The following is a 20,169-nucleotide window of genomic DNA, read 5'->3' as shown; positions in this document are numbered from 1 at the left end:
CGAACCCTCAGACCAGGAAGCCGCGCAGCAGCGCTTCCGATCCGGCGAGGTGATCGCGCATGGCGACCTCGGCGGCGTCGGGGCGGCCGGCCAGGATCGCCGAGACGATGCGCTCGTGCTGCTCGCCGGAGTGCTGGATGTTGCGCGGCATCAGCGGGAAGGTGTCGAGCCAGGCATTCACGTCTGCCCGGTTCTCGGCCACGAGGGCGACCAGCGACGGGATGCCGGCGGCCTCGGCGATCGCGAGGTGCAGCAGCGTGTCGAGGCGTCGGTACTCGTCCGGCCCGGCCGGCAGCGCCGCTTCATGCCGCGCCCACAGGTCGGCGCGAGCCGGAGCATCCAGCGATCGCCCCGCAGCCGCACGCGCTGCACCGGTCTCCAACACGCGCCTCAGCCCGAGGACGTCGTCGAGCTCCGCCGTCGTCGCGCCGGCGGCGCCGGTCGGCTGCGGCAGCGGATCCGCCACGAACGTGCCGCCGTAGCGGCCCCGCCTGGCCAGCAGGTATCCGGCATCGGCCAGCTCGCGGATCGCCTCTCGCACGGTGTCACGGCTCACGCCGAACGATGTCGCGAGTTCGCGTTCCGGCGGCAGCGACTCGCCCGGCGCCACGACCCCGAGGCGAATGGTCTGCACGAGTCTGGCGACCGTGTCCTCGAGCGCGTTGCCACGCCGGAGCGGGCGGTACACGGCGCGACGGACCTCGACCAGATCGCCGTCCGCCCCGTGCTCGCTCATCCGATCAGCCTGTCACAGTGAGGTGAGGCGCTCTCACAGCGGCGTGACGTAGGCGTTGGTGATGCCGCCGTCCACGACGAAAGCGCTCGCGGTGATGAACGAGGAGTCGTCCGAGGCGAGGAACGCGACAGCCGCCGCGAGCTCCGACGGCTCGGCGAAGCGCCCCATCGGCACGTGCACCAGTCGACGCTGCGCGCGCTCCGGGTCCTTAGCGAACAGCTCCTGCAGCAGCGGCGTGTTGACCGGCCCAGGGCAGAGGGCGTTCACGCGCACGCCCTGACGTGCGAACTGCACGCCGAGTTCCCGTGACATCGCCAGCACCCCACCCTTCGAGGCGGTGTAGCTGATCTGCGAGGTCGCCGAGCCGAGCAGCGCGACGAACGACGCCGTGTTGATGATGGATCCGCGACCGGCAGGCACCATGTGCCGGAGGGCTGCGCGGCTGCACAGGTACACGCTCTTGAGGTTCACATCCTGCACGCGGTCCCACGCCGGCAGCTCGGTGGTCTCGATCGAGTCGTCGTCGGCGGGCGAGATGCCTGCGTTGTTGAAGGCGATGTCGATGCGGTCGAACTCCGCCGCGACGCCGTCGAACAGCGCGTTCACCTTCTCCTCGTCCGCCACGTCGACCGGGCGGAACACGCCGCCCACCTCCGCTGCGGCCGCTTCGCCGGTGGTGGGGTCGACGTCGGCGATGACGACGAACGCACCCTCGGCGGCGAACCGCTGCGCAGTCGCGAAGCCGATGCCGCTGGCCCCGCCGGTGATGATCGCGACTCGCTCGTGGAGTCGCCGGGTCAGATCGATGCTCATGGATTCCTCCGGATGGGTCGGTGCAGGGTCAGTGGGAGTCGGTCGCGAAGAAGACGTTCTTCGTCTCGGTGAAGTGCTCGGCGGCGTCAGGACCGAGTTCGCGCCCGAGACCGGAGGCCTTCATGCCGCCGAAGGGAGTGGCATAGCGGACGGAGGCGTGCGAGTTCACCGACAGCACGCCGCTGCGCACGCCGCGTGCCACCCGCACTGCTCTGCCGAGGTTCTCGGTCCAGAGCGAGCCGGCGAGCCCGTAGATCGTGTCGTTCGCGAGCCGGATGGCGTCTGCCTCGTCGTCGAAGGGCATCACGGCGACGACCGGCCCGAAGACCTCCTGCTGCGCGATCCGATCGGCGGGGTCGGCCAGCACCACTGCCGGTGCGAACCAGAAGCCGTCGCCATCCGGCGCCGACCCGCGGAAAGCGATGTCCGTGCCGTCGAGGAACTCGGCGACCGTGTCTCGGTGACGGGCCGAGATGAGCGGGCCCATATCCGTGTCGGTACTGCCGGGATCGCCCACGCGCCATGAGGCCACAGCAGGCTCGAGCAGTTCGAGGAAGCGGTCGTAGACGGAGCGCTGCACGAGGAGCCGGCTGCGGGCGCAGCAGTCCTGCCCGGCATTGTCGAACACCGAGCCGGGAACGGCAGCCGCGGCACGTTCGAGGTCGGCATCCTCGAACACGATGTTGGCGCTCTTCCCGCCGAGTTCCAGCGTCACCGGCTTCAGTGCGCTGGCGCAGCCCGCCGCGACCTCGATGCCGACCTCGGTGGACCCGGTGAACACGACCTTGCGCACATCGGGGTGCTCGACGAGCCGTTGTCCGACGACCGAGCCGGATCCGGTGACCACCTCGAAGAGGCCGACGGGCAGTCCGGATTCGACCGCGAGCTCGCCGAGCCGGATCGCGGTGAGCGGGGTGAGTTCGGCCGGCTTGAGCACCACGGCGTTGCCCGCGGCGAGCGCCGGCGCGAACGCCCAGGCTGCGATCGTCATCGGGAAGTTCCATGGCACGATCACGCCGACGACGCCGTACGGGTCGTGGAACGTGACGTCGAGCCCGCCGGAGACCGGGATCTGACGGCCGGAGAGCCGCTCCGGGTCGGCCGAGTAGTAGTTCAGCACCTGCGCCACGTGCGCTGCCTCCCAGCGAGCGGATCCGATCGGATGCCCGGAGTTCTGCACCTCGAGCTGTGCGAGTTCCTCGACCGCGCCCTCCACTGCCCGAGCGAACGAGCGCAGCGCGTCTGCTCGCGCCACCGGGGCGAGTGCCGCCCAGCGGCGTTGCGCCGTGACAGCCCTCGCGATCGCGGCATCCGTCTCGGCGATCCCTGCACGCTCCACCTCGCGGACGGGCGCGCCGGTCGACGGGTTGATCACGGTGAACGCGCTCATCGCGTACCTGCTTTCTCCTGTGCGGCGAACGCACGAGCCTGTGTGACGAGATCCTCGAAGAGGCGTCGGTCCTCGGCATCCTCCTCGGGGTGCCATTGGATGCCGACCAGATGTCCGTGTGCCGTGTCGACCACGGCCTGCACGAGGCCGTCATCCGAGTGCGCCGCCGGCGTGAGTCCTTCGCCGAGGCGATCGATGCCCTGGTGGTGGTAGCTGCGGACGTGCACCCAGTCGTCATCGAGCACACTGCCCAGCGCAGTGCCGCCGTCGATGGCGACCTCGGTCTCGGCGAAGATCCCGCCGCCGATCCGGTAGCGCTCGGTGCCGAGCGACTCGGGCAGATGCTGCTGCAGCGTGCCTCCGCGTGCGACATTGACGAGCTGGAGTCCGCGGCAGATCGCGAGCACCGGCATCCGGCGTCGCTCTGCAGCGCGGAACAGTGCGAGCTCCCATGCGTCGCGATCGGCCCGCGGCGGGTCGGTGAGCGGATGCCGCTCCGCACCGTACAGCTCGGGCGCGACGTCGGCACCGCCGGAGAGGATGAGGCCGTCGAGACGGGCGATCGCGGCATCCGCTCCTGCCTCGTCCTGCGGAGGCAGCAACAGCGCGATCCCGCCGGCCGACGTGACGCCGGTCAGGTACTGCTCCGGCAGGAAGGCGGCCCTGACGTCCCAGACCCCCTGCTGCGCGCGTTCGAGATACGTGGTGACGCCGATCAGCGGCATCCGCTCAGAGCCGCTCGAAACCACGGACGCGCTCCCAGTCGGTGACGGCGGCATCGTAGGCCTCGAGCTCGATGCGCGCCTGGTTCAGGTAGTGGTCGACGACGTCGTCGCCGAACGCCTCACGCGCGATCCGCGATTCGCTGAACAGCTGCGCCGCCTCGCGGAGGGTGGTCGGGAGGTGGTCAACGCCGGCCTCGTACGCGTTGCCCTCGAAGCGCTCCGGCAGGGGCAGCTCGTTCTCGATCCCGTACAGACCACCGGCGATGATCGCCGAGATGCCGAGGTAAGGGTTCACGTCGCCGCCCGGCACCCGGTTCTCCACCCGGAGGCCCGAGCCGCTGCCGATCACTCGGAGGGCGCAGGTGCGGTTGTCGATGCCCCAGGCCACGCCGGTCGGCGCGAAACTGCCCTTCGCGAAGCGCTTGTAGGAGTTGATGTTCGGCGCGTAGAGCAGCGTGAACTCGCGGAGCGTCGCCAGGATGCCGGCGATCCAATGCTCCATCACGGGGCTGAAGCCGTGCTCGCCATCGCCGGCCATCACCGGGGTGCCGTCGTCCGCACGCAGCGAGAGGTGGATGTGGCAGCTGTTGCCCTCGCGCTCGTTGAACTTCGCCATGAACGTGAGCGACTGTCCGTGCTGGGCCGCGATCTCCTTCGCGCCGTTCTTGTAGATCGCGTGCTGATCGGCGGTCTCCCGCACCTCGGCGTAGCGGAACGCGATCTCCTGCTGGCCGAGGTTGCACTCGCCCTTCACGCCCTCGCAGTACATGCCTGCGCCGTCCATCCCCAGCCGGATGTCCCGCAGCAACGGTTCCATCCGCGTGGAGGCCATCAGGTTGTAGTCGACGTTGTAGTCGGTCGCCGGCGTCAGTCCTTCGTACTTGCGCGCCCACGCGTCGCGATAGGTGTTCTCGAACACGATGAACTCGAGCTCGGTACCGGAGAACGCCGTCCAGCCACGCTCGGCCAGGCGATCACGCTGACGGTCGAGGATCGCCCTGGGCGATGGCCCGACCGGCTCGCCGTTCTGCCAGACCAGATCGGCCATGATCAGCACGGTGCCGACGAGCCAGGGCATCCGGCGGAGCGTGACGACATCAGGACGCAGCACCATGTCGCCGTAGCCGCGGTTCCAGCCCGACATCGCGTAGCCGTCGACCGTGTTCATGTCGACATCGACCGACAACAGGTAGTCGCAGGCCTCGGCGCCGTGCTGCAGGATGTCCTCCTGGAACAGCCGGGCGGAGACCCGCTTTCCCACCAGCCGTCCCTGCGCATCCGCGAAGGCCACGATCACCGTGTCGATCTCACCGGCGGCGATGCCGGCATCCAGCTGCTCGATGCTCAGGTTTCCCGACATCTTCTCGCTCCCGTCGTCGTGGCGAAGCGATCGACCGACCGGCTTCGCCATCAGAGTAGATCACTGTGCGGTCTAAAGGTAGACGAAACCACCATTGACTGCCACAATCATCCGCAAGGTGCACCCGGCGCCTGTGTTCGTGTGAACGGAGAGCGGATGTCTGAACAGAACAGCGGTGCCCGGAAGGTCGCCGGCGCGACCTATACACGCGCCGGTAGTGACTACTTCGACAAGCGGACGCTCAAGCGGTCCGCCGGCGTGTGGGGTCTGTGGGGTCTCGCGGTCGCCGCCGTGATCTCCGGCGACTTCTCGGGCTGGAACTTCGGCATCGACTTCGCCGGCTTCGGCGGGATGCTGATCGCGTTCGTGATCCTGGTCGCCATGTACTACGGCATGATCTTCGCGATCGGCGAGATGGCCGCGATGATGCCGCACACCGGTGGCGCCTACTCCTTCGCGAGGTCGGCGATGGGACCCTGGGGCGGCCTGGTCACTGGCGCAGCCGAGACGATCGAGTACGTCGCCACCACGGCGGTCATCGTCTACTTCTCCGCGTCGTATGCGAACGGCATCACCAGCGAACTGCTCGGACTCGAGCTGCCTGGCTGGATCTGGTATCTGATCCTGTACATCGTCTTCATCGCGCTGAACTCCGCGGGTGCGGCAATCTCGTTCCGCTTCGCGATCGTCGTCTCGATCATCTCGATCGGCATCATCGTCGTCTTCTCGCTGATGGCGCTCTTCTCCGGCGCGTTCAGCTGGGACGCCCTCTGGAACATCGTGCCCGACGAGGGACAGACCGAGTTCCTGCCGCATGGCGTGCTCCCGATCCTGTTCGCACTCCCCTTCGCGATGTGGTTCTTCCTCGGCATCGAGGAGCTGCCGCTCGCGGCGGAGGAGTCGCACAACCCGACCCGCGATATCCCGAAGGCCGGCTTCTGGGCACGCGGCACGCTCATCGTGACCGGCCTCCTCGTGCTGTTCCTGAACACGGGCGTGATCGGCGCCGAAGCCACGGGCACTGCCGGCGAGCCGCTGCTCGACGGCTTCCGAGCGATCGTCGGCGACCAGCTCGCGGCAGTGCTCGCGCTGTTCGCCCTGATCGGTCTGCTCGCCTCGCTGCAGGGCATCATGTTCGCCTACGGCCGCAACATGTACTCGCTCTCCCGCGCAGGGTACTACCCGCGATTCCTCTCGCTCACCGGCAAGCGGCAGACCCCGTGGGTCGCGCTCGTCGTCGGCGCGGCGATCGGCTTCGTCGCCCTCATCGTGCTCGATGTGCTCGCCGCCGTCGACGCAGAGGGCGCCGGATCCGTCGCCGGTGCGATCGTGCTCAACATCGCGGTCTGGGGCGCCGTGCTCGCGTACGGTCTCCAGCTGATCTCGTTCATGATCCTGCGTCGGAAGTACCCGAACGTCGACCGGCCGTACCGCAGCCCCTGGGGCGTTCCCGGCGCCGTCGTCGCGCTGGTGATCGCTGCGCTGATCTTCGTCGGCTTCCTGCTGAACCCGACATTCGGACCGGCGATCATCGCGATCGCGATCGTCTACGTCGTCATCCTGCTCGGGTTCGCGCTGTTCTTCCGCCACCGCCTCGTGCTCTCCCCCGAGGAGGAGTACGCGCTCTCCGGCGGAACGCACGGCGACCCGCAGGCCGAGGGGTACGACGCCATGGAGGGCGAGGTGTTCGACGGCGGACGCTGAGTGCGGGGAGCGCGGGCTACTTCTTGTCGAAGTCGAACGCCTTGAGCAGTTCGTCGACAGCCTGCTCGCGCTCCTCGCCACCCTGCTCGAACATGTGGGTGACGTGCGTGCGCAGATGGTTCTCGAGCAGCAGCCGGTTCAGCGACTCGAGCGAGCGCTGGATCGCGCGGGACTGCGTGATGATGTCCATGCAGTACTCCTCGTTCTCGATCATCCGCGCGACACCGCGCATCTGACCCTCGAGGATGCTGGTGCGGTGCAGCGCGCGCTTCTTGATGTCTTCGATCACGGTACGAGGCTACTCCGCGTCGCGCCCACGCCGGCTCCCTGCACCACAGCTTGGGTCCCCGAGCGACAGCTTGGGTCCCTGAGCAACAGCTTGGGTCCCTGCGCGACAGCTTGGGTCCCTGAGCCACAGGTTGGGTCCCTGAGCCACAGGTTGGGTCCCTGAGCCACAGGTTGGGTCCCTGAGCCTGTCGAAGGGCCCGTCCGCAGCCTCCGTGCGAGGATGGCGTCATGCCGCGAACGCCGATGGCTCTGCTGTCTCCCGCCGATCAGGAACGACTGCGCGCGCTGCGCCGCATGAAGGCGGTCGCGCTCGGCGCGCTCCTGTTCATGGCCGTCGCGTTCGTCATCGCGTTCACGCTGCAGGAGCGGCTGCCCTGGCTCAGCTACGTGCGTGCTGCTGCCGAGGGCGGCATGGTCGGAGCGCTTGCCGATTGGTTCGCCGTCACCGCGCTGTTCCGCCGTCCGCTCGGACTCCCGATCCCGCACACCGCGATCATCCCGAGCCGCAAGGACGAGATCGGCCGCACACTCGGTGAGTTCGTCGAGACGAACTTCCTGGCAGCCGACGTCGTGCGCACCAAGCTCTCGAGCACAAAGATCGCGCTGCGCGGCGGCGAGTGGCTGCGCGAGGCGAAGCACGCCGAGCGGGTCGGTGCCGAAGGGGCGACGATCGCGACCGCCGTGCTCAATGCGCTCAGCGACGACGACGTGCGCGACCTCATCACCGACCTCGCCCGCGAACATCTGGTGTCACCCGAGTGGGGGCCTCCGGCCGGCGCGTGGCTGGAGAAGATCGTCGAGGCCGACGCCCACCACGGCGCCGTCGATCTCGCGGCCGAGTCGATCGCGCGGTGGCTCGAGGCGAACGCGGAGTCGTTCACCGGCCTGGTGTCCCGCCGCCTGCCGTCCTGGGTGCCGCGCCTCGCACATCGGTTCGTCGATGACACCGTCTACCACGAGGCCGTGAAGTTCGTCGCCGCAGTGCAGGCCGACCCGCAGCATCCGGCTCGTCTCGCAGTGGACGGCTACCTCGCCCGCCTCGCCGACAACCTGCAGAACGACCCGGACACCAGGGCCAAGCTCGAGAACGCCAAGTCCTCGCTGTTCGACAGCCCTCGCGTCGGCGCCCTCGCGGCCGAGGCCTGGAACACCGCCAAGAACGGCCTGCTCACGGCCCTCGCCGATCCGGAGAGCGGCCTGCGGCGGCGGGCCGTGCAGGCTCTGCAGGAGGTCGGCGAGCGTCTCACGACGGATGCCGCACTGCAGCACCGCGTCGACACCTGGGTATCGGACGCAGCGGTGTTCCTGGTCGATCGCTACCGTCACGACATCGCGTCGATCATCACCGACACGGTCGAGCGTTGGGACCCCGCCGAGACCACCGAGAAGATCGAGCTCATGGTCGGCCGCGACCTGCAGTACATCCGCCTGAACGGCACGTTCGTCGGAGCCCTCGCCGGGCTCGCGATCTTCACGATCGCCCACCTGCTGATCCCTGGAGTCTGACATGGCCCTCTCGCACGATCCCCTCTGGCCGCGCGCCGGTTCCTGGCCCGAGTTCGACGGCGCAGCCGATGCCGTGCTGCTGGGCGTCCCGACCTGGCGCACCTCCCTCTCGCCGACCGGCGCCCACGCGACCCCGGCCGCGATCCGCGAGGCGCTCCCCCGGTACGGTGCGACGCTGATGGGTCCCCCGATCGTCGACCTGAACGAGGCCCTGCGGATCTCGGATGCCGGCGACGTGTCGGAGCCGGATGGCGACGCCGGCGAGGCGACCGTGATCGAGCGGGTCCGCGAGCTGAGCAACGCGGCGGAGCTCGTGATCGCCCTCGGCGGCGACAACTCGCTCACCTACCCGGTGGCACTCGGCGCACGGGCGACCGGCCTGATCACGTTCGACGCGCACTTCGACCTGCGGGACGGCATCTCCAACGGCACCCCGGTGCGACGCCTGGTGGAGGACGGCCCCGCTGCCGCCGACCTCGAGACCGCTCGCATCGACCCGGCCAGGATCGTGCAGATCGGCATCGCGGACTTCGCCAACTCGGCCGCGTACGCACAGCGCGCGGCGGACTGGGGCATCCGCGTGATCACGCTCGACGAGCTCCGCCGTCGCGGCATCGACGATGTCGTCGCCGAGGCAGTCGAGATCGCCGGCGCCGGCGCTGATCCTCGCGTGCACGTCGACATCGATGTCGACGTCTGCGATCGCTCCGTCGCCCCCGGCTGCCCGGCGAGCGTGCCCGGCGGCCTCCAGGCCTGGGAGCTGCGTGCGCTCAGCCGCGCCGTCGCATCCGATGGGCGCGTCGTGAGCGCGGATCTCGCCGAGGTCGATGCGACGGCGGATGCCGATGACGCCCGCACCGTGCGGCTCGCCGCGCTGTGCGTGCTGGATCTGCTCGCTGGGCTGGCAGCACGTCACTAGCGGGTGCTGCGGATGGTCGACCCGGGCTCAGCCGGCTGCGCGACGCGTCAGCAGATCGCGGACGTGCGCTTCGATCTCGGCATCGTCCACGAAGCCCATCCGCGCGTAGGGCGAGGACGCTGCGGCCGGTGATGCCGCAGGAAGCTCCACGGGAGCCGTCGCTGCCGCCATCTGCTCCGCGCGCTCGCGCAGGGCGGCGATGCGGAGCGCCTTGCGGCGTTCCTCCTGCGCGTCGATCTCGGCGCGAGCGGTCTGCGCGCGCGATCCGGCGACCGTCACGAGGGGCTCTGGCAGCGGACGAGGAGTCCACGTCGCCTTCCCCTGATCGTGCAGCTCGGGTGCGACGCGCTCCTGCGCCGGCGCGGCGACGGTGACAGGACGACGAGCAGACCGCGATGCGACCACGGCCATCCGCTGCAGGGCGACCCCGGCGATCACGACGAGTGCTCCACCGGTGACGACCCAGAATGCAGAACCTGCGGCGAGCAGCTGCCACACGCCGAGACCCGCGACCACGACGCCGAGCAACAGCAGTGACGTGGCCGTCACCCGCACCCGTCGGCGCGCGCGTGCCTGGCGGAGCACCGGATCGGCGCTGGCGGCCGCGAGCTCGTTGCGCAGCGCCGCCAGTTCTGCGGCCTCACGTTCGGCCTGCACGCGCTTCGCGAGCTTCTGCTGGGCGAGGGCGGTGCGGGCGTTGAGCTCGAAGCGCACTTCACCGGGAGTCTCGCTCGTCTCGGCGAGCACCCGCAGTGCCTGATTGAGGCGGACCGCGTTGCGTTCAGCGGCGTTGTACTGGAAGCGGCCGCGCCACGAAGGCAGCAGGTAGAGCATCCAGAGGAGCACGGCGACGAGCACGATCACTCCTCCACTCAGCACCGGCCCGTCCATATCGATAACGGTACGGGCACAGTGACTGCACGGCCGCGCAGTCGCGCGCGTGTCGCGGCGAGTTCGTCGCGGATCGGGCACGATCGGCTCGGATCGGCTGCTCTCAGAGGGTCAGACGGTCGGACGGCGGCACATCGGAGACCGCAGACGGCACCTGTCCGTTCAGCCACCGGGCGAGCACACCCTGCGGTACGTCTTCCTTCGTCAGCGCGAACGCGTAGTGGTCGCGCCAGTCCCCGTCGATGTGGATGTACCGCCGACGGAGTCCCTCGTAACGGAAGCCGAGCTTCTGGACCACCCGGATGCTTGCAGCGTTCTCCGGCCGGATGCAGATCTCCATCCGGTGCAGCCCGTACTCCGTGAAGCATGCGTCCGTCGCCAGCGCCACGGCTGTCGGAGTGATCCCCCGACCCGCGAAGCGCTCGCTGACCCAGTACCCGATCGTCGCCGAGCAGAGCGAACCGCGCGCGACGCCCCAGACGTTGAGCTGCCCGGCGATCTCGCCGTTGTACTCCATCACGAAGGGGTAGCCGCCGCCGTCACGGTACTGCTGCAGCAGTCGGCGGATGCTCAGGCGCATGTCGAAGGAGACGCTGCCGTACGGCACCGTCGCCTCCCACGGCTGCAGCCAGGAACGGTTCGACAGCAGCTCCTGCTGCAGCTGCCGTGCATCCTTGCTGCGCACGAGTCGCAACTCGACCGCGCCGTGCCTGATCCCCGCCGTGAGATCCATCGTGCGCTCCGACGCCCGCAGTCGCCTAGAGGCGGGCTGCGAACTCCTTCAGCCAGGGACGCAATTCTGGGCCGAGGTCGTCGCGGTCCGAGGCCAGCTGCACGATCGCCTTGATGTAGTCGACGCGGTCGCCCGTGTCGTAGCGACGCCCCCGGAAGACGACGCCGATCACGCCGGGGCCGCCTTCAGCGGATGCGAGCTCCTGCAGTGCATCGGTCAGCTGGATCTCGCCGCCCTTGCCTGGCTCGGTGCGCTCCAGGATCTCGAAGATCGAGGCCGGGAGCACATAGCGCCCGATGATCGCGAGGTTCGACGGCGCATCTTCCTGTGCCGGCTTCTCGACGAGCCCGGTCACCTTGACCGACTCGGAGCCCTCGAGCTGCTCGACGGCGGCCGCGCCGTACATGTGGATGTTCGCGGGGTCGACCTCCATGAGCGCGATCACGGCCGAGCCGGTGCGCTCGTGCTCCGCGATCATGTGCGTGAGCAGCGGGTCGCGCTCGTCGATCAGGTCGTCGCCGAGCAGCACGGCGAACGAGCTGTCTCCGACGTGGGTGCGCGCACGCAGCACTGCGTGACCGAGGCCCTTGGGCTCTCCCTGCCGGACGAAGTGGATGTCGGCGAGGTCGCTCGACTTCATGACGCGCTCGAGGCGGCCCATGTCGCCCTTCTCCGTCAGCTTCACCTCGAGCTCCGGCACGGAGTCGAAGTGGTTGGAGATCGCGTTCTTGTTGCGGCCGATGATGACGAGGATGTCTTCGATGCCGGCATCCGCCGCCTCTTCGACCACGTACTGGATGGCCGGCTTGTCGACCACCGGTAGCATCTCCTTCGGCATCGCCTTCGTCGCAGGCAGGAAGCGCGTTCCCAATCCAGCGGCAGGAATGACGGCCTTGATCTTCTGGTTACCCATCCCCCCAGCCTAGTGGTGAGCGCACGTAGACTCGGAGGTATGCCGAATGACGCCGAGCACGAGAAGCGTGCCCTCCGCGCCGATCTGCGCGAACGCCGCTCCCTGCTCTCCGAGGCGCAGCGCGAGTCAGCGGCACTGGCGATCGGCGAGCGACTCGATGCGCTGGTCGACTCCCTCGGCGCCCATTCCATCTCGTGCTTCCTGTCGACGATGAACGAACCGGGCACGCGCGACTTCGTGACCAGGGCCGTGCAGCGCGGCATTCGCGTGCTGCTGCCGATCACCCGCGCCGACGGGCTGCTCGACTGGGCCGTCGCGACCGACGACGACGAGATCGCCGAAGGGCTGTTCGGGCTTCCCGAGCCGACCGGCGAGGTGCTCGGGCCCATCGCCGTGAACGACGTCGACCTCATGATCGTTCCAGCCGCCGCCGTCGACCGGACCGGCATGCGGATGGGCTGGGGCCGCGGCTACTTCGACAAGACCATCGGTTCGATGGAGAAGTGCCCGCCGGTCTACGCGGTCATCTATGATTCCGAGATACTCGACTCCCTGCCACGGGAGGTGCACGATCAGCCGGTCAACGGCGTCGTGACCCCGTCGCAGACGCTGATCCTGTCGCACCCGCGACGCTGAACCCCGAGGACGCCATGCCCACCTATGCCTATGCCTGCACATCGTGCGGACACACGTTCGACGCCGTGCAGAGCTTCGCCGACGACGCGCTCACGGTCTGCCCCGAATGCGGCGGCGCGCTGCGCAAGCAGTACGGATCGATCGGCGTGACCTTCAACGGGTCCGGCTTCTATCGCACGGACTCGCGCGCCAAATCTGGCGGATCGACGGATGCTTCGGCATCATCGAACTCGGGATCGACGACGAGCGCCAAACCGGCTGCTGCGTCGAGCTCGACCTCTTCCTGAGGTCCAGACACACGGAGGTTCCCATGCTCAAAGGATTCAAGGACTTCATCCTCCGCGGAAACGTCATCGACCTCGCGGTCGCCGTCGTCATCGGAACCGCGTTCACCGCGATCGTGAATTCGGTGGTCGCCAGCATCATCACGCCGCTGGTGTCGCTGGTCTTCGAGGCGGATGCGACCGGGAAGTTCGGTCCGAAGGTCACGAACATCTACGGCAACGAGGTCACATTCCCGATCGGCGACCTGATCTCGGCGATCATCAGCTTCCTCGCGGTCGCCCTGGTCGTCTACTTCGTGTTCGTCCTGCCGATGAACACCTTCAAGGCGCACGTCGAAGCCCGCAAGGGAACCCCGGCCGAGGAGCCGCAGGAGGAGCCGGCAGCCGCCACCGAGGCGGAGCTGCTGGTCGAGATCCGCGACCTGCTCGCGCGCAACCAGCGCAGCTGAGCACCAGCTTGCAGCGAAGAGGCGCACGTCCCGGGTCGGGGCGTGCGCCTCTTCGCTGCATCCGCTTCTTTCGCTGCATCCGCCTGGTGCCTGCATCCACCTCGGGTCGCGAGGGACGTCAGTAGTGCGGCGGGATGTCCTGGATCAGGCGATCGTCGTTCGGGCCCTTCCGGCCGCGAGGGCGAGTCTTCTCGGTCGCCGATGCAACGCCGCCGGATTCGGGGTCAGGGTCGGTGCCGGGCACCGGTGTGAGCCTCGCCCGACGAGAACCGGGCACCCGCTCGACGTGCTGGCGCTTCGACTCGGGCTCCGAGGGATCAGACATCGCCGTTGTCGACGATGTCGATCGGCTGCGTGTCGTTGTCGGCGCGCGGCGCTGACTCGGCGATGCCGAGCACCGATGCGATCCTGGTCGCCACGGTGACCGGGTCGCTGTACAGGTCGAAGGCGTGCACCCGCACGTAGTGCCATCCGAGGCGACGCAGCACATGCGGACGCAGCCGCAGCGTCTCGCGGAGCGACTCTCCTCGCGACTCGGGATCAGACTCGATCACGACGGCCTTGCCCTTGTGCTGGGCGACGAGCGGCAGGCGTCCGCGGTAATCGACATCGACGGACGCCCCGAGACGGCGCAGCTCGCGCGCGAGCGCCAGGGTGAGCGGATCAGCGAGGTCTTCGAGACGAGCATCGCGGCTGCGCGTGGCGAGACCGCCGAGGATCGACATCAGGGTGGCTGCACCGTGCTCGAGTCGCCCGTCGTCGAAGGAGGACGGGCGGATCGACGACACGATGACCATGGAGCGTCGAGCTCGCGTCATGCCGACCGTGAGCAGCCGCTCCCCATCGGGCGTCGACAGGTCACCGAAGTCGCTGAGCACGCGGCCGTGCTTGGTGAGGCCGAAGCCGAGCGAGAAGATGACCCGGTCGCGGCTCTCAGCGACCGACTCCTCGAGCGTGAGGACCGCGAAGGGTTCAGCCGTGTCGCGGCCGACGAAGTCGGCGACGTCCGATCGGCCGGCGAACGCCGTGGTGACGGCAGCGCGTACACGCTCGGCGTGGCGGGTGCTGGCGGTGACGACCATGAGCGACTCGGAGGGGCGGTGCACCGCGTGCTCGACGACGAGGGTCACGACGCGAGCGACCTCGGCATCCGGGCTCTCGACCGCGCCGGAGATCGGATCGGGCGCGCCGGTGCCGCCCTCGACGTAGTCGACCGTCAGACTGCCGCGACCGAGGTACGAGCCGGCCCACGGGAGGGACACGATCTCCCCGCCGTAGAACGCGTCGTTGATGAGCTCGGCGAGGTCTTCGCCGCCGGCACGATAGCTGCGGGTCAGCGTCATCACCGGGAGCAGCTCGGAGAGACGCTCGAACACCGAGGTGTCATCGAACGGGACCTCGGCCTCCCACTGGTCGCTGGGATCGACGGCGATGTGGAACGGCGTCGGACGCTGCGTCACGGGATCGCCGAAGGCGACGACCTGCCGAGCACGGCGGATCGCCGGCGCCGTCTCCGCGAGGTTCACGGCTGCGGCGTCGACCAGGATGACGGTGTCGAACTCGACGGATTCGGGGATCTCGGGCACGAGGTACGGCGAAGAGATCCAGACCGGAGCGAGCACGCTGACGAGAGTCGGCGCAGCGCTGACGATCTCAGCGGTCGTCGAGGTCGGCTGCGTCAGCGCTCGACGCAGATGCTGCGACTGCTGCGGCTCGTCGACGATCGCGATCTTCCACTGATTCGCCAGCTGCCAGGCGAGCAGCGGACCGGCCATCGCGGCGTGCGCCTCGTCGACCAGTCGGAAATCGCGCTCGAGTCGATCCACCACTGCGGTGTTCGCACCGAGCAGCGCCCGATTGTCCTGCAGTGCGCGTTCGAGCAGGGACTGCCACCACGCGAACTCGAGCTCCTCGCCGACTCGACTCTCGGACACATGACGGACCGAGAGCTCGGCGAGCAGCGGCTCGAGCCCGAGCAGCGCCAGCCGATCGCGCAGCTGCGCGCGCTCGACCAGGTTCTCGAAGACATCCGACTTCGCAGCCAGACCGGCGAGTGTGCGCACGAGTCGCGCAACGGGGAGGGACGCGAGCGGCTCACGTCGACCGAGTGCGGCGTCGAGCTCTGCCAGCTCGGCTTCAGCACGTTGCCAGGCGACGGCGACGTCGGCGAGTCCGAGCGGTACCTCCGGCGCGACTCCGGCCTCGACGCAGCGCTGCCACTGCGTGCGCTGCGCCTGGATGCGCAACAGCGCCTCGTGCATCTCGGTCACGTGCACCCCTGGACGCACGTACTCCTTGGCCAGGCGGCGGAGCCGGCGGCGGTTCGCCCCGGAGAGACCCGGCGCATCGCGACGAGAGCCGTGCGCCTGGATCAGCTCGCCGAGCGGACGCTCGAACACCGTCGGGCTGAACCGATCGAGTGTGTCGCGGATGCCCTGGAGCAGACGGAGGTACTCCCCCAGCTCGTCGATCGTCGAGAAGGGGCGCATGCGGGTCTGGGCGATCAGCTCGTAGCCGCGTTCGAGCAGTGCCGGCACGCTGTCGGAGTGCAGTCGACCGGCGAGTTCGTTCGCGGCTCGCGCCGCCTCGGTGCTCGAGAACGTCACGCCGTACCAGGGCGAGTCATCCGGCCCGAAACGGAATTCGCCGAGCCGTGCGGCATGCGCGAGCGAGGCCGCCGCCGCCGATCGGTCGCCCGCGAGGCGGCGGAGGGCATCGGTGCCGAGGCGTGCGGTGGTCGACGGCGGAACCGGCAGCGACGCGAGACGGGTCAGGTGCCGCGTGGCGTCGAGCACCGAGGCATCGGTTCCAGCGACGGGCACCGTGAGTGCCTGGCGGTAATCGCGGAGCACGGTCCGCAGACGAACGAGCGCGTCGTCGACGTCGCTCACCTTCGGCGCGGTGGCCTTCTCGTTGCGGCCAATCGCCCGCACGAGGTCGCGCCGCACGCTGGCCGGCGAGATCGCGAGGCTGTCCAGCCCGATCCCCGCGAGCCGGTGACGGACGCCGTCGAGCGTGGAACGGCGGGCCGACACCACGAGCACGCGCTTGCCAGCCCGGACGAGCTCGCCGACCGCGTTGATCACGGTCTGGGTGCCACCGGTGCCCGGGAGCGTGGCCACCGTGAGGGAATGGCCCGCAGCGATCCGCGCGAGCACGGCCTCCTGCTCGGCATCCGCATCGAGGAGCAGGTTGTCGGATGCCGGGGCGCGGTCGTCCGGCCCCGTGTGGTGCGGAGCCGCGCGAGGCGCTGAGACCTGCTCACGGTCGCCCACATGGCCGGCCAGCGCGTTCAGCACCTGGTGGTCGAGGCTTCTGCCGTCGCGCACCATGGCCCCGCCGACATCGGCGAAGGTCGAGACCACGAGCCGAGGCTCGACGGAGAACGTGTCGATCGAGCGTGCGGTGGCTCGGAGGCTGTCGATCACCGGCTGGGGCTTGAAGATGCCGCCGTCGTAGGCCAGGGCGGCGAGCGCCGCCGCATCGATCGTGATGCCGAAGTGCTCGCGCGCGATGCGGACGAGCTCGGGGTTGACGTCGAAGACGCCCTGCAGCTTCAACTCGAAGTCGGAGTGGTGCCGACGGATGGCGAGCGGACGCAGCAGCACAGGGGCGGCGAAGCCGACCCCGCCGATGCGCCAGCGCGCGACGCCGACGGTGAGGTGCACGGCCTCGATGCCGCGCACGGTGCGGAGCTCGGTGTGCTTGGCGGTGATTCGCTCTGCTGCCATCCGCGCGGTGCGGAGGCCGACCTCGTCCCGGAAGAGATTCGACAGGAGCGTCGACTTGCCGGTGATGAACTGCGGGAGGCTGCCGGGGTGCGCCTTGGAGATGTCGATGCCGGATTCCGGGCTGTCACGGAAGTTCACGAGCGGCGAAGCGCCGCCGAGATCGGCCGCTTCGGCGCGCAACCTCGTGCGTTCGGCTTCCGCGGCGTGCGACACATCGACGCCCGTCCCGGTCTCGTGCAGGTCGCCGAGCGTCATCGCGGCATCCGCCACCGCGTCATCCGCAGACCTGTCTTCCCGTCGCCACACACTTCACACACTAGGCGCGCAACAGCTCGTCCCCCGGCATCCCTGGCGAGTTTCACCGTATTTCTGCCCCGGAACAGCCCCGAGTACCCGCTCTGCACGACCGATGACGTCAGGGACGTTCTCCCCCACGGGTGGCGCGGGCGGGCTGTTCGTCGCCGTGTGGTCCGCTCTGGCGGACAAGATGGTGCCATGACCTTCCGCTACGACTTCGCTCCGACACCGTTCGGAGACGCACTGGCGGTGTTCTCCGATGAGGGCATCGTGCGCTTCGACCTGTCCGAATCCGAAGACCCATCCGTGCCCTGGCTCCTCGAGAGCACAGCCAGACAGCTCGGCGCTGTGCCCGAACCGGACCCTGGCGCCGCCGACGAGCTGACGGCGCTCCTCGAGGCCTACTTCGACGGTGACCCGGTGCGTTTCGACGAGCACCTGCGGTTCGATTGGCGCCTGGTGACCGGCTTTCCGCTGAAGGCGCTGCAGACGATCCTCACGATCAGCTGGGGCGAGACCATGAGCTACGGCGAGGTGGCTCTGGTCTCCGGCAACCCCGGCGCCGCCCGCGCCGTAGGCACAGCGTGCCGGCTCACGCCGTTCTCGATCATCGTCCCTGTGCATCGCGTCGTGAGGGCCGACGGCTCACCAGGGCACTACGGCGCCTATCCCGAGCGCAAGCGGTTCCTCCTCGACCTCGAGTCCCGCTGACGCCACCAGAGACGACGTGGACCCGGCGAGTAGGCCGCCGGGTCCACGTGCTTCACGATGATCGGATGCCGAGCGGTCAGTGCTCCGTCGCCTTCTCGGCGCCGAAGCCGGTGAGCGAACGGACCTCCATCTCGGCTGCGAGCAGCGGCGACTCCTTCCGGGTGCTGGTGATCGTGCCGAGCCAGCCGAGGATGAACCCGAGCGGGATCGACACGATCCCCGGATTGTTCATCGGCCAGACGGCGATGTCGATCCCCGGGATCATCGAGGTCGGCGTGCCCGAGAAGACCGGCGACAGGATGATCAGGATGATCGCGGAGCCGAGACCGCCGTACATGCTCCACACGGCGCCACGGGTGGTGAACCGGCGCCAGAACAGCGAGTACAGGATCGTCGGCAGATTCGCGGATGCCGCGACGGCGAAGGCCAGCGCGACCAGGAACGCGATGTTCTGCCCCTGCGCGCCGATGCCGCCGATGATCGCCAGGATGCCGATCACGATCACCGTGCGACGAGCGACTCGCACCTCGCCGTTCGGATCCGGCTCGACCGGCGTTCCAGAGGCATCCTTCCTCCCCTTCTGGATCACGTTCGCGTAGATGTCGTGTGCGAACGATGCGGCCGCCGTGATCGTCAGACCGGCGACGACCGCGAGGATCGTGGCGAAGGCCACCGCCGAGATGAACCCGAGGAGCACTGGTCCGCCGAGTTCGAGCGCGAGCAGCGGCGCCGCCGAGTTGACACCGCCGGGAGCCGCAGCGATCACGTCAGCACCCACGAGCGCGCCGGCCCCATAGCCGAGCACGAGCGTCAGCAGGTAGAAGCCGCCGATCAGCCAGATCGCCCAGACGACGGAACGCCGGGCCTCTTTCGCGGTCGGCACGGTGTAGAAGCGCATGAGCACGTGCGGAAGACCCGCCGTCCCGAGCACGAGCGCCATGCCGAGCGACAGGAAGTCCCACGGGTTGGCGCCGTACTGCAGTCCGGGGGCGAGGATCGCCTCGCCCTTGTCGGAGTTCGCCACTGCGGCCTCGAGCAATGTGTTCAGGTTGAACCCGTTGATCGCGAGCACCCAGATCGTCATCGCGAGCGCACCGCCGATGAGCAGGAAGGCCTTCACGATCTGCACCCAGGTCGTGCCCTTCATGCCGCCGATCAGCACGTACACGATCATCAGGACGCCGACGACGGCGATCACGATCGACTGCCCGACGCGTCCGTCGATGCCCAGCAGCAGCGAGACGAGTCCGCCGGCACCCGCCATCTGCGCAAGCAGATAGAAGAAGCACACCGCGAGCGTGGTGATCGCCGCAGCCATCCGCACCGGGCGCTGCTTCAGCCGGAACGACAGCACGTCGGCCATCGTGAACTTGCCGGTGTTGCGCATCAGCTCGGCGACGAGCAGCAACGCGACGAGCCAGGCGACCAGGAACCCGATCGAGTAGAGGAAGCCGTCATAGCCGTTGATGGCGATCGCACCGCAGATGCCGAGGAACGATGCGGCGGAGAGATAGTCCCCCGCGATCGCGAAGCCGTTCTGCGGGCCGGTGAACGAGCGCCCGGCCGCGTAGTAGTCCGCGGCGGTCTTGTTGTTGCGGCTGGCGCGGATCACGATGAAGAGCGTCACCGCGACGAAGGCCAGGAAGATGGAGATGTTCAGGACCGGATTGATCTCGAGCTCGACCGCGTCGGTCGCGGTGCGGATGCCGTTCATGCCTGGCCCTGCGCCTTCTCGAGCTCTTCACGGATCTCCGTGGCGAGCGGATCGATCCTCCGATTCGCGAACGACACGTACGCCATCGTGATCGCGAACGTCGTGACGAACTGGCCGAGGCCGAGGAGCAGGCCGACGGTGATGTCTCCCCAGACGCGCTGGCCCATGAAGTCCGTCGCGAAGGCGGCGAGGATCACATAGGCGAAATACCAGATCAGGAAGAACGCGGCGAGCGGGAAGATGAAGGATCGCTGCGTGCGTTTCAACGTTCGGAATCTCGCGGATTGCTCGACCGCGATGTAGTCGATGTCATCGGTCGAACCGGTCGGTGTCTGGTCACTCATGGGGCCTCCTTGCCTCATGTCCGGT

Annotated in this window: 20 protein-coding genes; 7 read left to right on the top strand and 13 right to left on the bottom strand. The window is 68.7% G+C overall.

The window, feature by feature from the left end; translation table 11 throughout:
* Positions 1 to 7: 7 nt before the first annotated feature.
* From RS83_RS11170 to RS83_RS11150, 5 genes are read right to left on the bottom strand one after another with little or no spacing between them, the layout of a single operon-like run.
* Positions 8 to 736, bottom strand: coding sequence for a FadR/GntR family transcriptional regulator (locus tag RS83_RS11170; protein ID WP_045279604.1), 729 nt, complete (start codon positions 734 to 736; stop codon positions 8 to 10).
* Between the two features lie 33 nt (positions 737 to 769).
* Positions 770 to 1,549, bottom strand: coding sequence for a 3-oxoacyl-ACP reductase (locus RS83_RS11165; protein WP_045279603.1), 780 nt, complete (start codon positions 1,547 to 1,549; stop codon positions 770 to 772).
* 28 nt (positions 1,550 to 1,577) lie between these two features.
* Positions 1,578 to 2,939 (bottom strand): aldehyde dehydrogenase family protein, encoded by a 1,362-nt coding sequence (locus RS83_RS11160; protein ID WP_045279602.1) that lies wholly within the window; start codon positions 2,937 to 2,939, stop codon positions 1,578 to 1,580.
* The gene (locus RS83_RS11155; RefSeq protein WP_231587766.1) at positions 2,936 to 3,688 is read right to left on the bottom strand and encodes a gamma-glutamyl-gamma-aminobutyrate hydrolase family protein; all 753 of its coding nucleotides are present in this window, start codon (positions 3,686 to 3,688) and stop codon (positions 2,936 to 2,938) included. The genes RS83_RS11160 and RS83_RS11155 overlap by 4 nt, the downstream gene beginning before the upstream one ends.
* Positions 3,669 to 5,024, bottom strand: a complete 1,356-nt coding sequence (locus RS83_RS11150) for a glutamine synthetase family protein (RefSeq protein WP_197072111.1) — start codon at positions 5,022 to 5,024, stop codon at positions 3,669 to 3,671. Before RS83_RS11150 ends, RS83_RS11155 begins: the two co-directional genes overlap by 20 nt.
* A 156-nt stretch (positions 5,025 to 5,180) precedes the next feature.
* Here RS83_RS11150 and RS83_RS11145 point away from each other — a divergent pair, with 156 nt between their 5' ends.
* On the top strand, positions 5,181 to 6,728 hold the full coding sequence (locus tag RS83_RS11145; protein ID WP_045279599.1) for an amino acid permease: 1,548 nt from the start codon (positions 5,181 to 5,183) through the stop codon (positions 6,726 to 6,728).
* 16 nt (positions 6,729 to 6,744) lie between these two features.
* Here RS83_RS11145 and RS83_RS11140 read toward each other — a convergent pair whose 3' ends face one another.
* Positions 6,745 to 7,017: a metal-sensitive transcriptional regulator gene (locus RS83_RS11140; RefSeq protein WP_045279598.1), complete on the bottom strand. Its 273-nt coding sequence runs from the start codon at positions 7,015 to 7,017 to the stop codon at positions 6,745 to 6,747.
* Between the two features lie 227 nt (positions 7,018 to 7,244).
* On the opposite strand from RS83_RS11140, the gene RS83_RS11135 reads away from it, so the two are divergent.
* Both RS83_RS11135 and RS83_RS11130 read left to right on the top strand, forming a co-directional pair.
* On the top strand, positions 7,245 to 8,522 hold the full coding sequence (locus RS83_RS11135) for a DUF445 domain-containing protein (RefSeq protein ID WP_045279597.1): 1,278 nt from the start codon (positions 7,245 to 7,247) through the stop codon (positions 8,520 to 8,522).
* A gap of 1 nt (position 8,523) precedes the next feature.
* On the top strand, positions 8,524 to 9,441 hold the full coding sequence (locus RS83_RS11130) for an arginase family protein (protein ID WP_045279596.1): 918 nt from the start codon (positions 8,524 to 8,526) through the stop codon (positions 9,439 to 9,441).
* 27 nt (positions 9,442 to 9,468) lie between these two features.
* Here the strand turns inward: RS83_RS11130 and RS83_RS11125 are convergent, their stop codons facing one another.
* From RS83_RS11125 to galU, 3 genes are all read right to left on the bottom strand, one after another.
* Positions 9,469 to 10,332: a hypothetical protein gene (locus RS83_RS11125; RefSeq protein ID WP_045279595.1), complete on the bottom strand. Its 864-nt coding sequence runs from the start codon at positions 10,330 to 10,332 to the stop codon at positions 9,469 to 9,471.
* A 103-nt stretch (positions 10,333 to 10,435) separates the two neighbouring features.
* A complete protein-coding gene (locus RS83_RS11120; protein WP_197072110.1) occupies positions 10,436 to 11,065 on the bottom strand; it encodes a GNAT family N-acetyltransferase in 630 nt (209 codons plus the stop codon).
* Between the two features lie 25 nt (positions 11,066 to 11,090).
* Positions 11,091 to 11,978: a UTP--glucose-1-phosphate uridylyltransferase GalU gene (gene galU, locus RS83_RS11115; RefSeq protein WP_045279594.1), complete on the bottom strand. Its 888-nt coding sequence runs from the start codon at positions 11,976 to 11,978 to the stop codon at positions 11,091 to 11,093.
* A 39-nt stretch (positions 11,979 to 12,017) separates the two neighbouring features.
* Here galU and RS83_RS11110 point away from each other — a divergent pair, with 39 nt between their 5' ends.
* Genes RS83_RS11110 through mscL form a run of 3 tightly spaced genes read left to right on the top strand, consistent with a single transcriptional unit; the run spans position 12,018 to position 13,347 of the window.
* Complete coding sequence (locus tag RS83_RS11110) at positions 12,018 to 12,614, top strand: 5-formyltetrahydrofolate cyclo-ligase (RefSeq protein ID WP_045279593.1); 597 nt, start codon at positions 12,018 to 12,020, stop codon at positions 12,612 to 12,614.
* Positions 12,615 to 12,628: 14 nt separating this feature from the next.
* Positions 12,629 to 12,901: an FmdB family zinc ribbon protein gene (locus RS83_RS11105; RefSeq protein ID WP_045279592.1), complete on the top strand. Its 273-nt coding sequence runs from the start codon at positions 12,629 to 12,631 to the stop codon at positions 12,899 to 12,901.
* Positions 12,902 to 12,924: 23 nt separating this feature from the next.
* Positions 12,925 to 13,347, top strand: a complete 423-nt coding sequence (gene mscL / locus RS83_RS11100) for a large conductance mechanosensitive channel protein MscL (RefSeq protein WP_045279591.1) — start codon at positions 12,925 to 12,927, stop codon at positions 13,345 to 13,347.
* A gap of 118 nt (positions 13,348 to 13,465) precedes the next feature.
* Here the strand turns inward: mscL and RS83_RS11095 are convergent, their stop codons facing one another.
* Positions 13,466 to 13,672 (bottom strand): hypothetical protein, encoded by a 207-nt coding sequence (locus tag RS83_RS11095; RefSeq protein WP_045279590.1) that lies wholly within the window; start codon positions 13,670 to 13,672, stop codon positions 13,466 to 13,468.
* Positions 13,665 to 17,333, bottom strand: a complete 3,669-nt coding sequence (locus RS83_RS11090; RefSeq protein ID WP_045279838.1) for an ATP-binding protein — start codon at positions 17,331 to 17,333, stop codon at positions 13,665 to 13,667. The genes RS83_RS11095 and RS83_RS11090 overlap by 8 nt, the downstream gene beginning before the upstream one ends.
* Before the next feature lie 240 nt (positions 17,334 to 17,573).
* Between RS83_RS11090 and RS83_RS11085 the strand changes: the two genes are divergently transcribed.
* Positions 17,574 to 18,086 (top strand): methylated-DNA--[protein]-cysteine S-methyltransferase, encoded by a 513-nt coding sequence (locus RS83_RS11085; protein ID WP_045279589.1) that lies wholly within the window; start codon positions 17,574 to 17,576, stop codon positions 18,084 to 18,086.
* Between the two features lie 76 nt (positions 18,087 to 18,162).
* Here the strand turns inward: RS83_RS11085 and RS83_RS11080 are convergent, their stop codons facing one another.
* Both RS83_RS11080 and RS83_RS11075 read right to left on the bottom strand, forming a co-directional pair.
* On the bottom strand, positions 18,163 to 19,800 hold the full coding sequence (locus RS83_RS11080) for a cation acetate symporter (protein WP_045279588.1): 1,638 nt from the start codon (positions 19,798 to 19,800) through the stop codon (positions 18,163 to 18,165).
* The gene (locus RS83_RS11075; protein WP_045279587.1) at positions 19,797 to 20,144 is read right to left on the bottom strand and encodes a DUF485 domain-containing protein; all 348 of its coding nucleotides are present in this window, start codon (positions 20,142 to 20,144) and stop codon (positions 19,797 to 19,799) included. The genes RS83_RS11080 and RS83_RS11075 overlap by 4 nt, the downstream gene beginning before the upstream one ends.
* Positions 20,145 to 20,169: the final 25 nt, after the last annotated feature.

Origin of the sequence: Microbacterium oxydans (assembly GCF_000956525.1) — a bacterium.
GTDB classification, from domain to species: domain Bacteria; phylum Actinomycetota; class Actinomycetes; order Actinomycetales; family Microbacteriaceae; genus Microbacterium; species Microbacterium oxydans_A.
Note: the sequence above shows the minus strand (reverse complement) of the source record. Positions and strands in the feature narration are given on the sequence as shown.

Coding starts and splice junctions, on each gene's coding strand:
- RS83_RS11170 (WP_045279604.1), bottom strand. CDS start 736: ATGAGCGAGCACGGGGCGGACGGCGATCTGGTCGAGGTCCGTCGCGCC.
- RS83_RS11165 (WP_045279603.1), bottom strand. CDS start 1,549: ATGAGCATCGATCTGACCCGGCGACTCCACGAGCGAGTCGCGATCATC.
- RS83_RS11160 (WP_045279602.1), bottom strand. CDS start 2,939: ATGAGCGCGTTCACCGTGATCAACCCGTCGACCGGCGCGCCCGTCCGC.
- RS83_RS11150 (WP_197072111.1), bottom strand. CDS start 5,024: ATGTCGGGAAACCTGAGCATCGAGCAGCTGGATGCCGGCATCGCCGCC.
- RS83_RS11145 (WP_045279599.1), top strand. CDS start 5,181: ATGTCTGAACAGAACAGCGGTGCCCGGAAGGTCGCCGGCGCGACCTAT.
- RS83_RS11135 (WP_045279597.1), top strand. CDS start 7,245: ATGCCGCGAACGCCGATGGCTCTGCTGTCTCCCGCCGATCAGGAACGA.
- RS83_RS11130 (WP_045279596.1), top strand. CDS start 8,524: ATGGCCCTCTCGCACGATCCCCTCTGGCCGCGCGCCGGTTCCTGGCCC.
- RS83_RS11125 (WP_045279595.1), bottom strand. CDS start 10,332: ATGGACGGGCCGGTGCTGAGTGGAGGAGTGATCGTGCTCGTCGCCGTG.
- RS83_RS11120 (WP_197072110.1), bottom strand. CDS start 11,065: ATGGATCTCACGGCGGGGATCAGGCACGGCGCGGTCGAGTTGCGACTC.
- galU (WP_045279594.1), bottom strand. CDS start 11,978: ATGGGTAACCAGAAGATCAAGGCCGTCATTCCTGCCGCTGGATTGGGA.
- RS83_RS11110 (WP_045279593.1), top strand. CDS start 12,018: ATGCCGAATGACGCCGAGCACGAGAAGCGTGCCCTCCGCGCCGATCTG.
- RS83_RS11105 (WP_045279592.1), top strand. CDS start 12,629: ATGCCCACCTATGCCTATGCCTGCACATCGTGCGGACACACGTTCGAC.
- mscL (WP_045279591.1), top strand. CDS start 12,925: ATGCTCAAAGGATTCAAGGACTTCATCCTCCGCGGAAACGTCATCGAC.
- RS83_RS11095 (WP_045279590.1), bottom strand. CDS start 13,672: ATGTCTGATCCCTCGGAGCCCGAGTCGAAGCGCCAGCACGTCGAGCGG.
- RS83_RS11090 (WP_045279838.1), bottom strand. CDS start 17,333: ATGACGCTCGGCGACCTGCACGAGACCGGGACGGGCGTCGATGTGTCG.
- RS83_RS11085 (WP_045279589.1), top strand. CDS start 17,574: ATGACCTTCCGCTACGACTTCGCTCCGACACCGTTCGGAGACGCACTG.
- RS83_RS11080 (WP_045279588.1), bottom strand. CDS start 19,800: ATGAACGGCATCCGCACCGCGACCGACGCGGTCGAGCTCGAGATCAAT.
- RS83_RS11075 (WP_045279587.1), bottom strand. CDS start 20,144: ATGAGTGACCAGACACCGACCGGTTCGACCGATGACATCGACTACATC.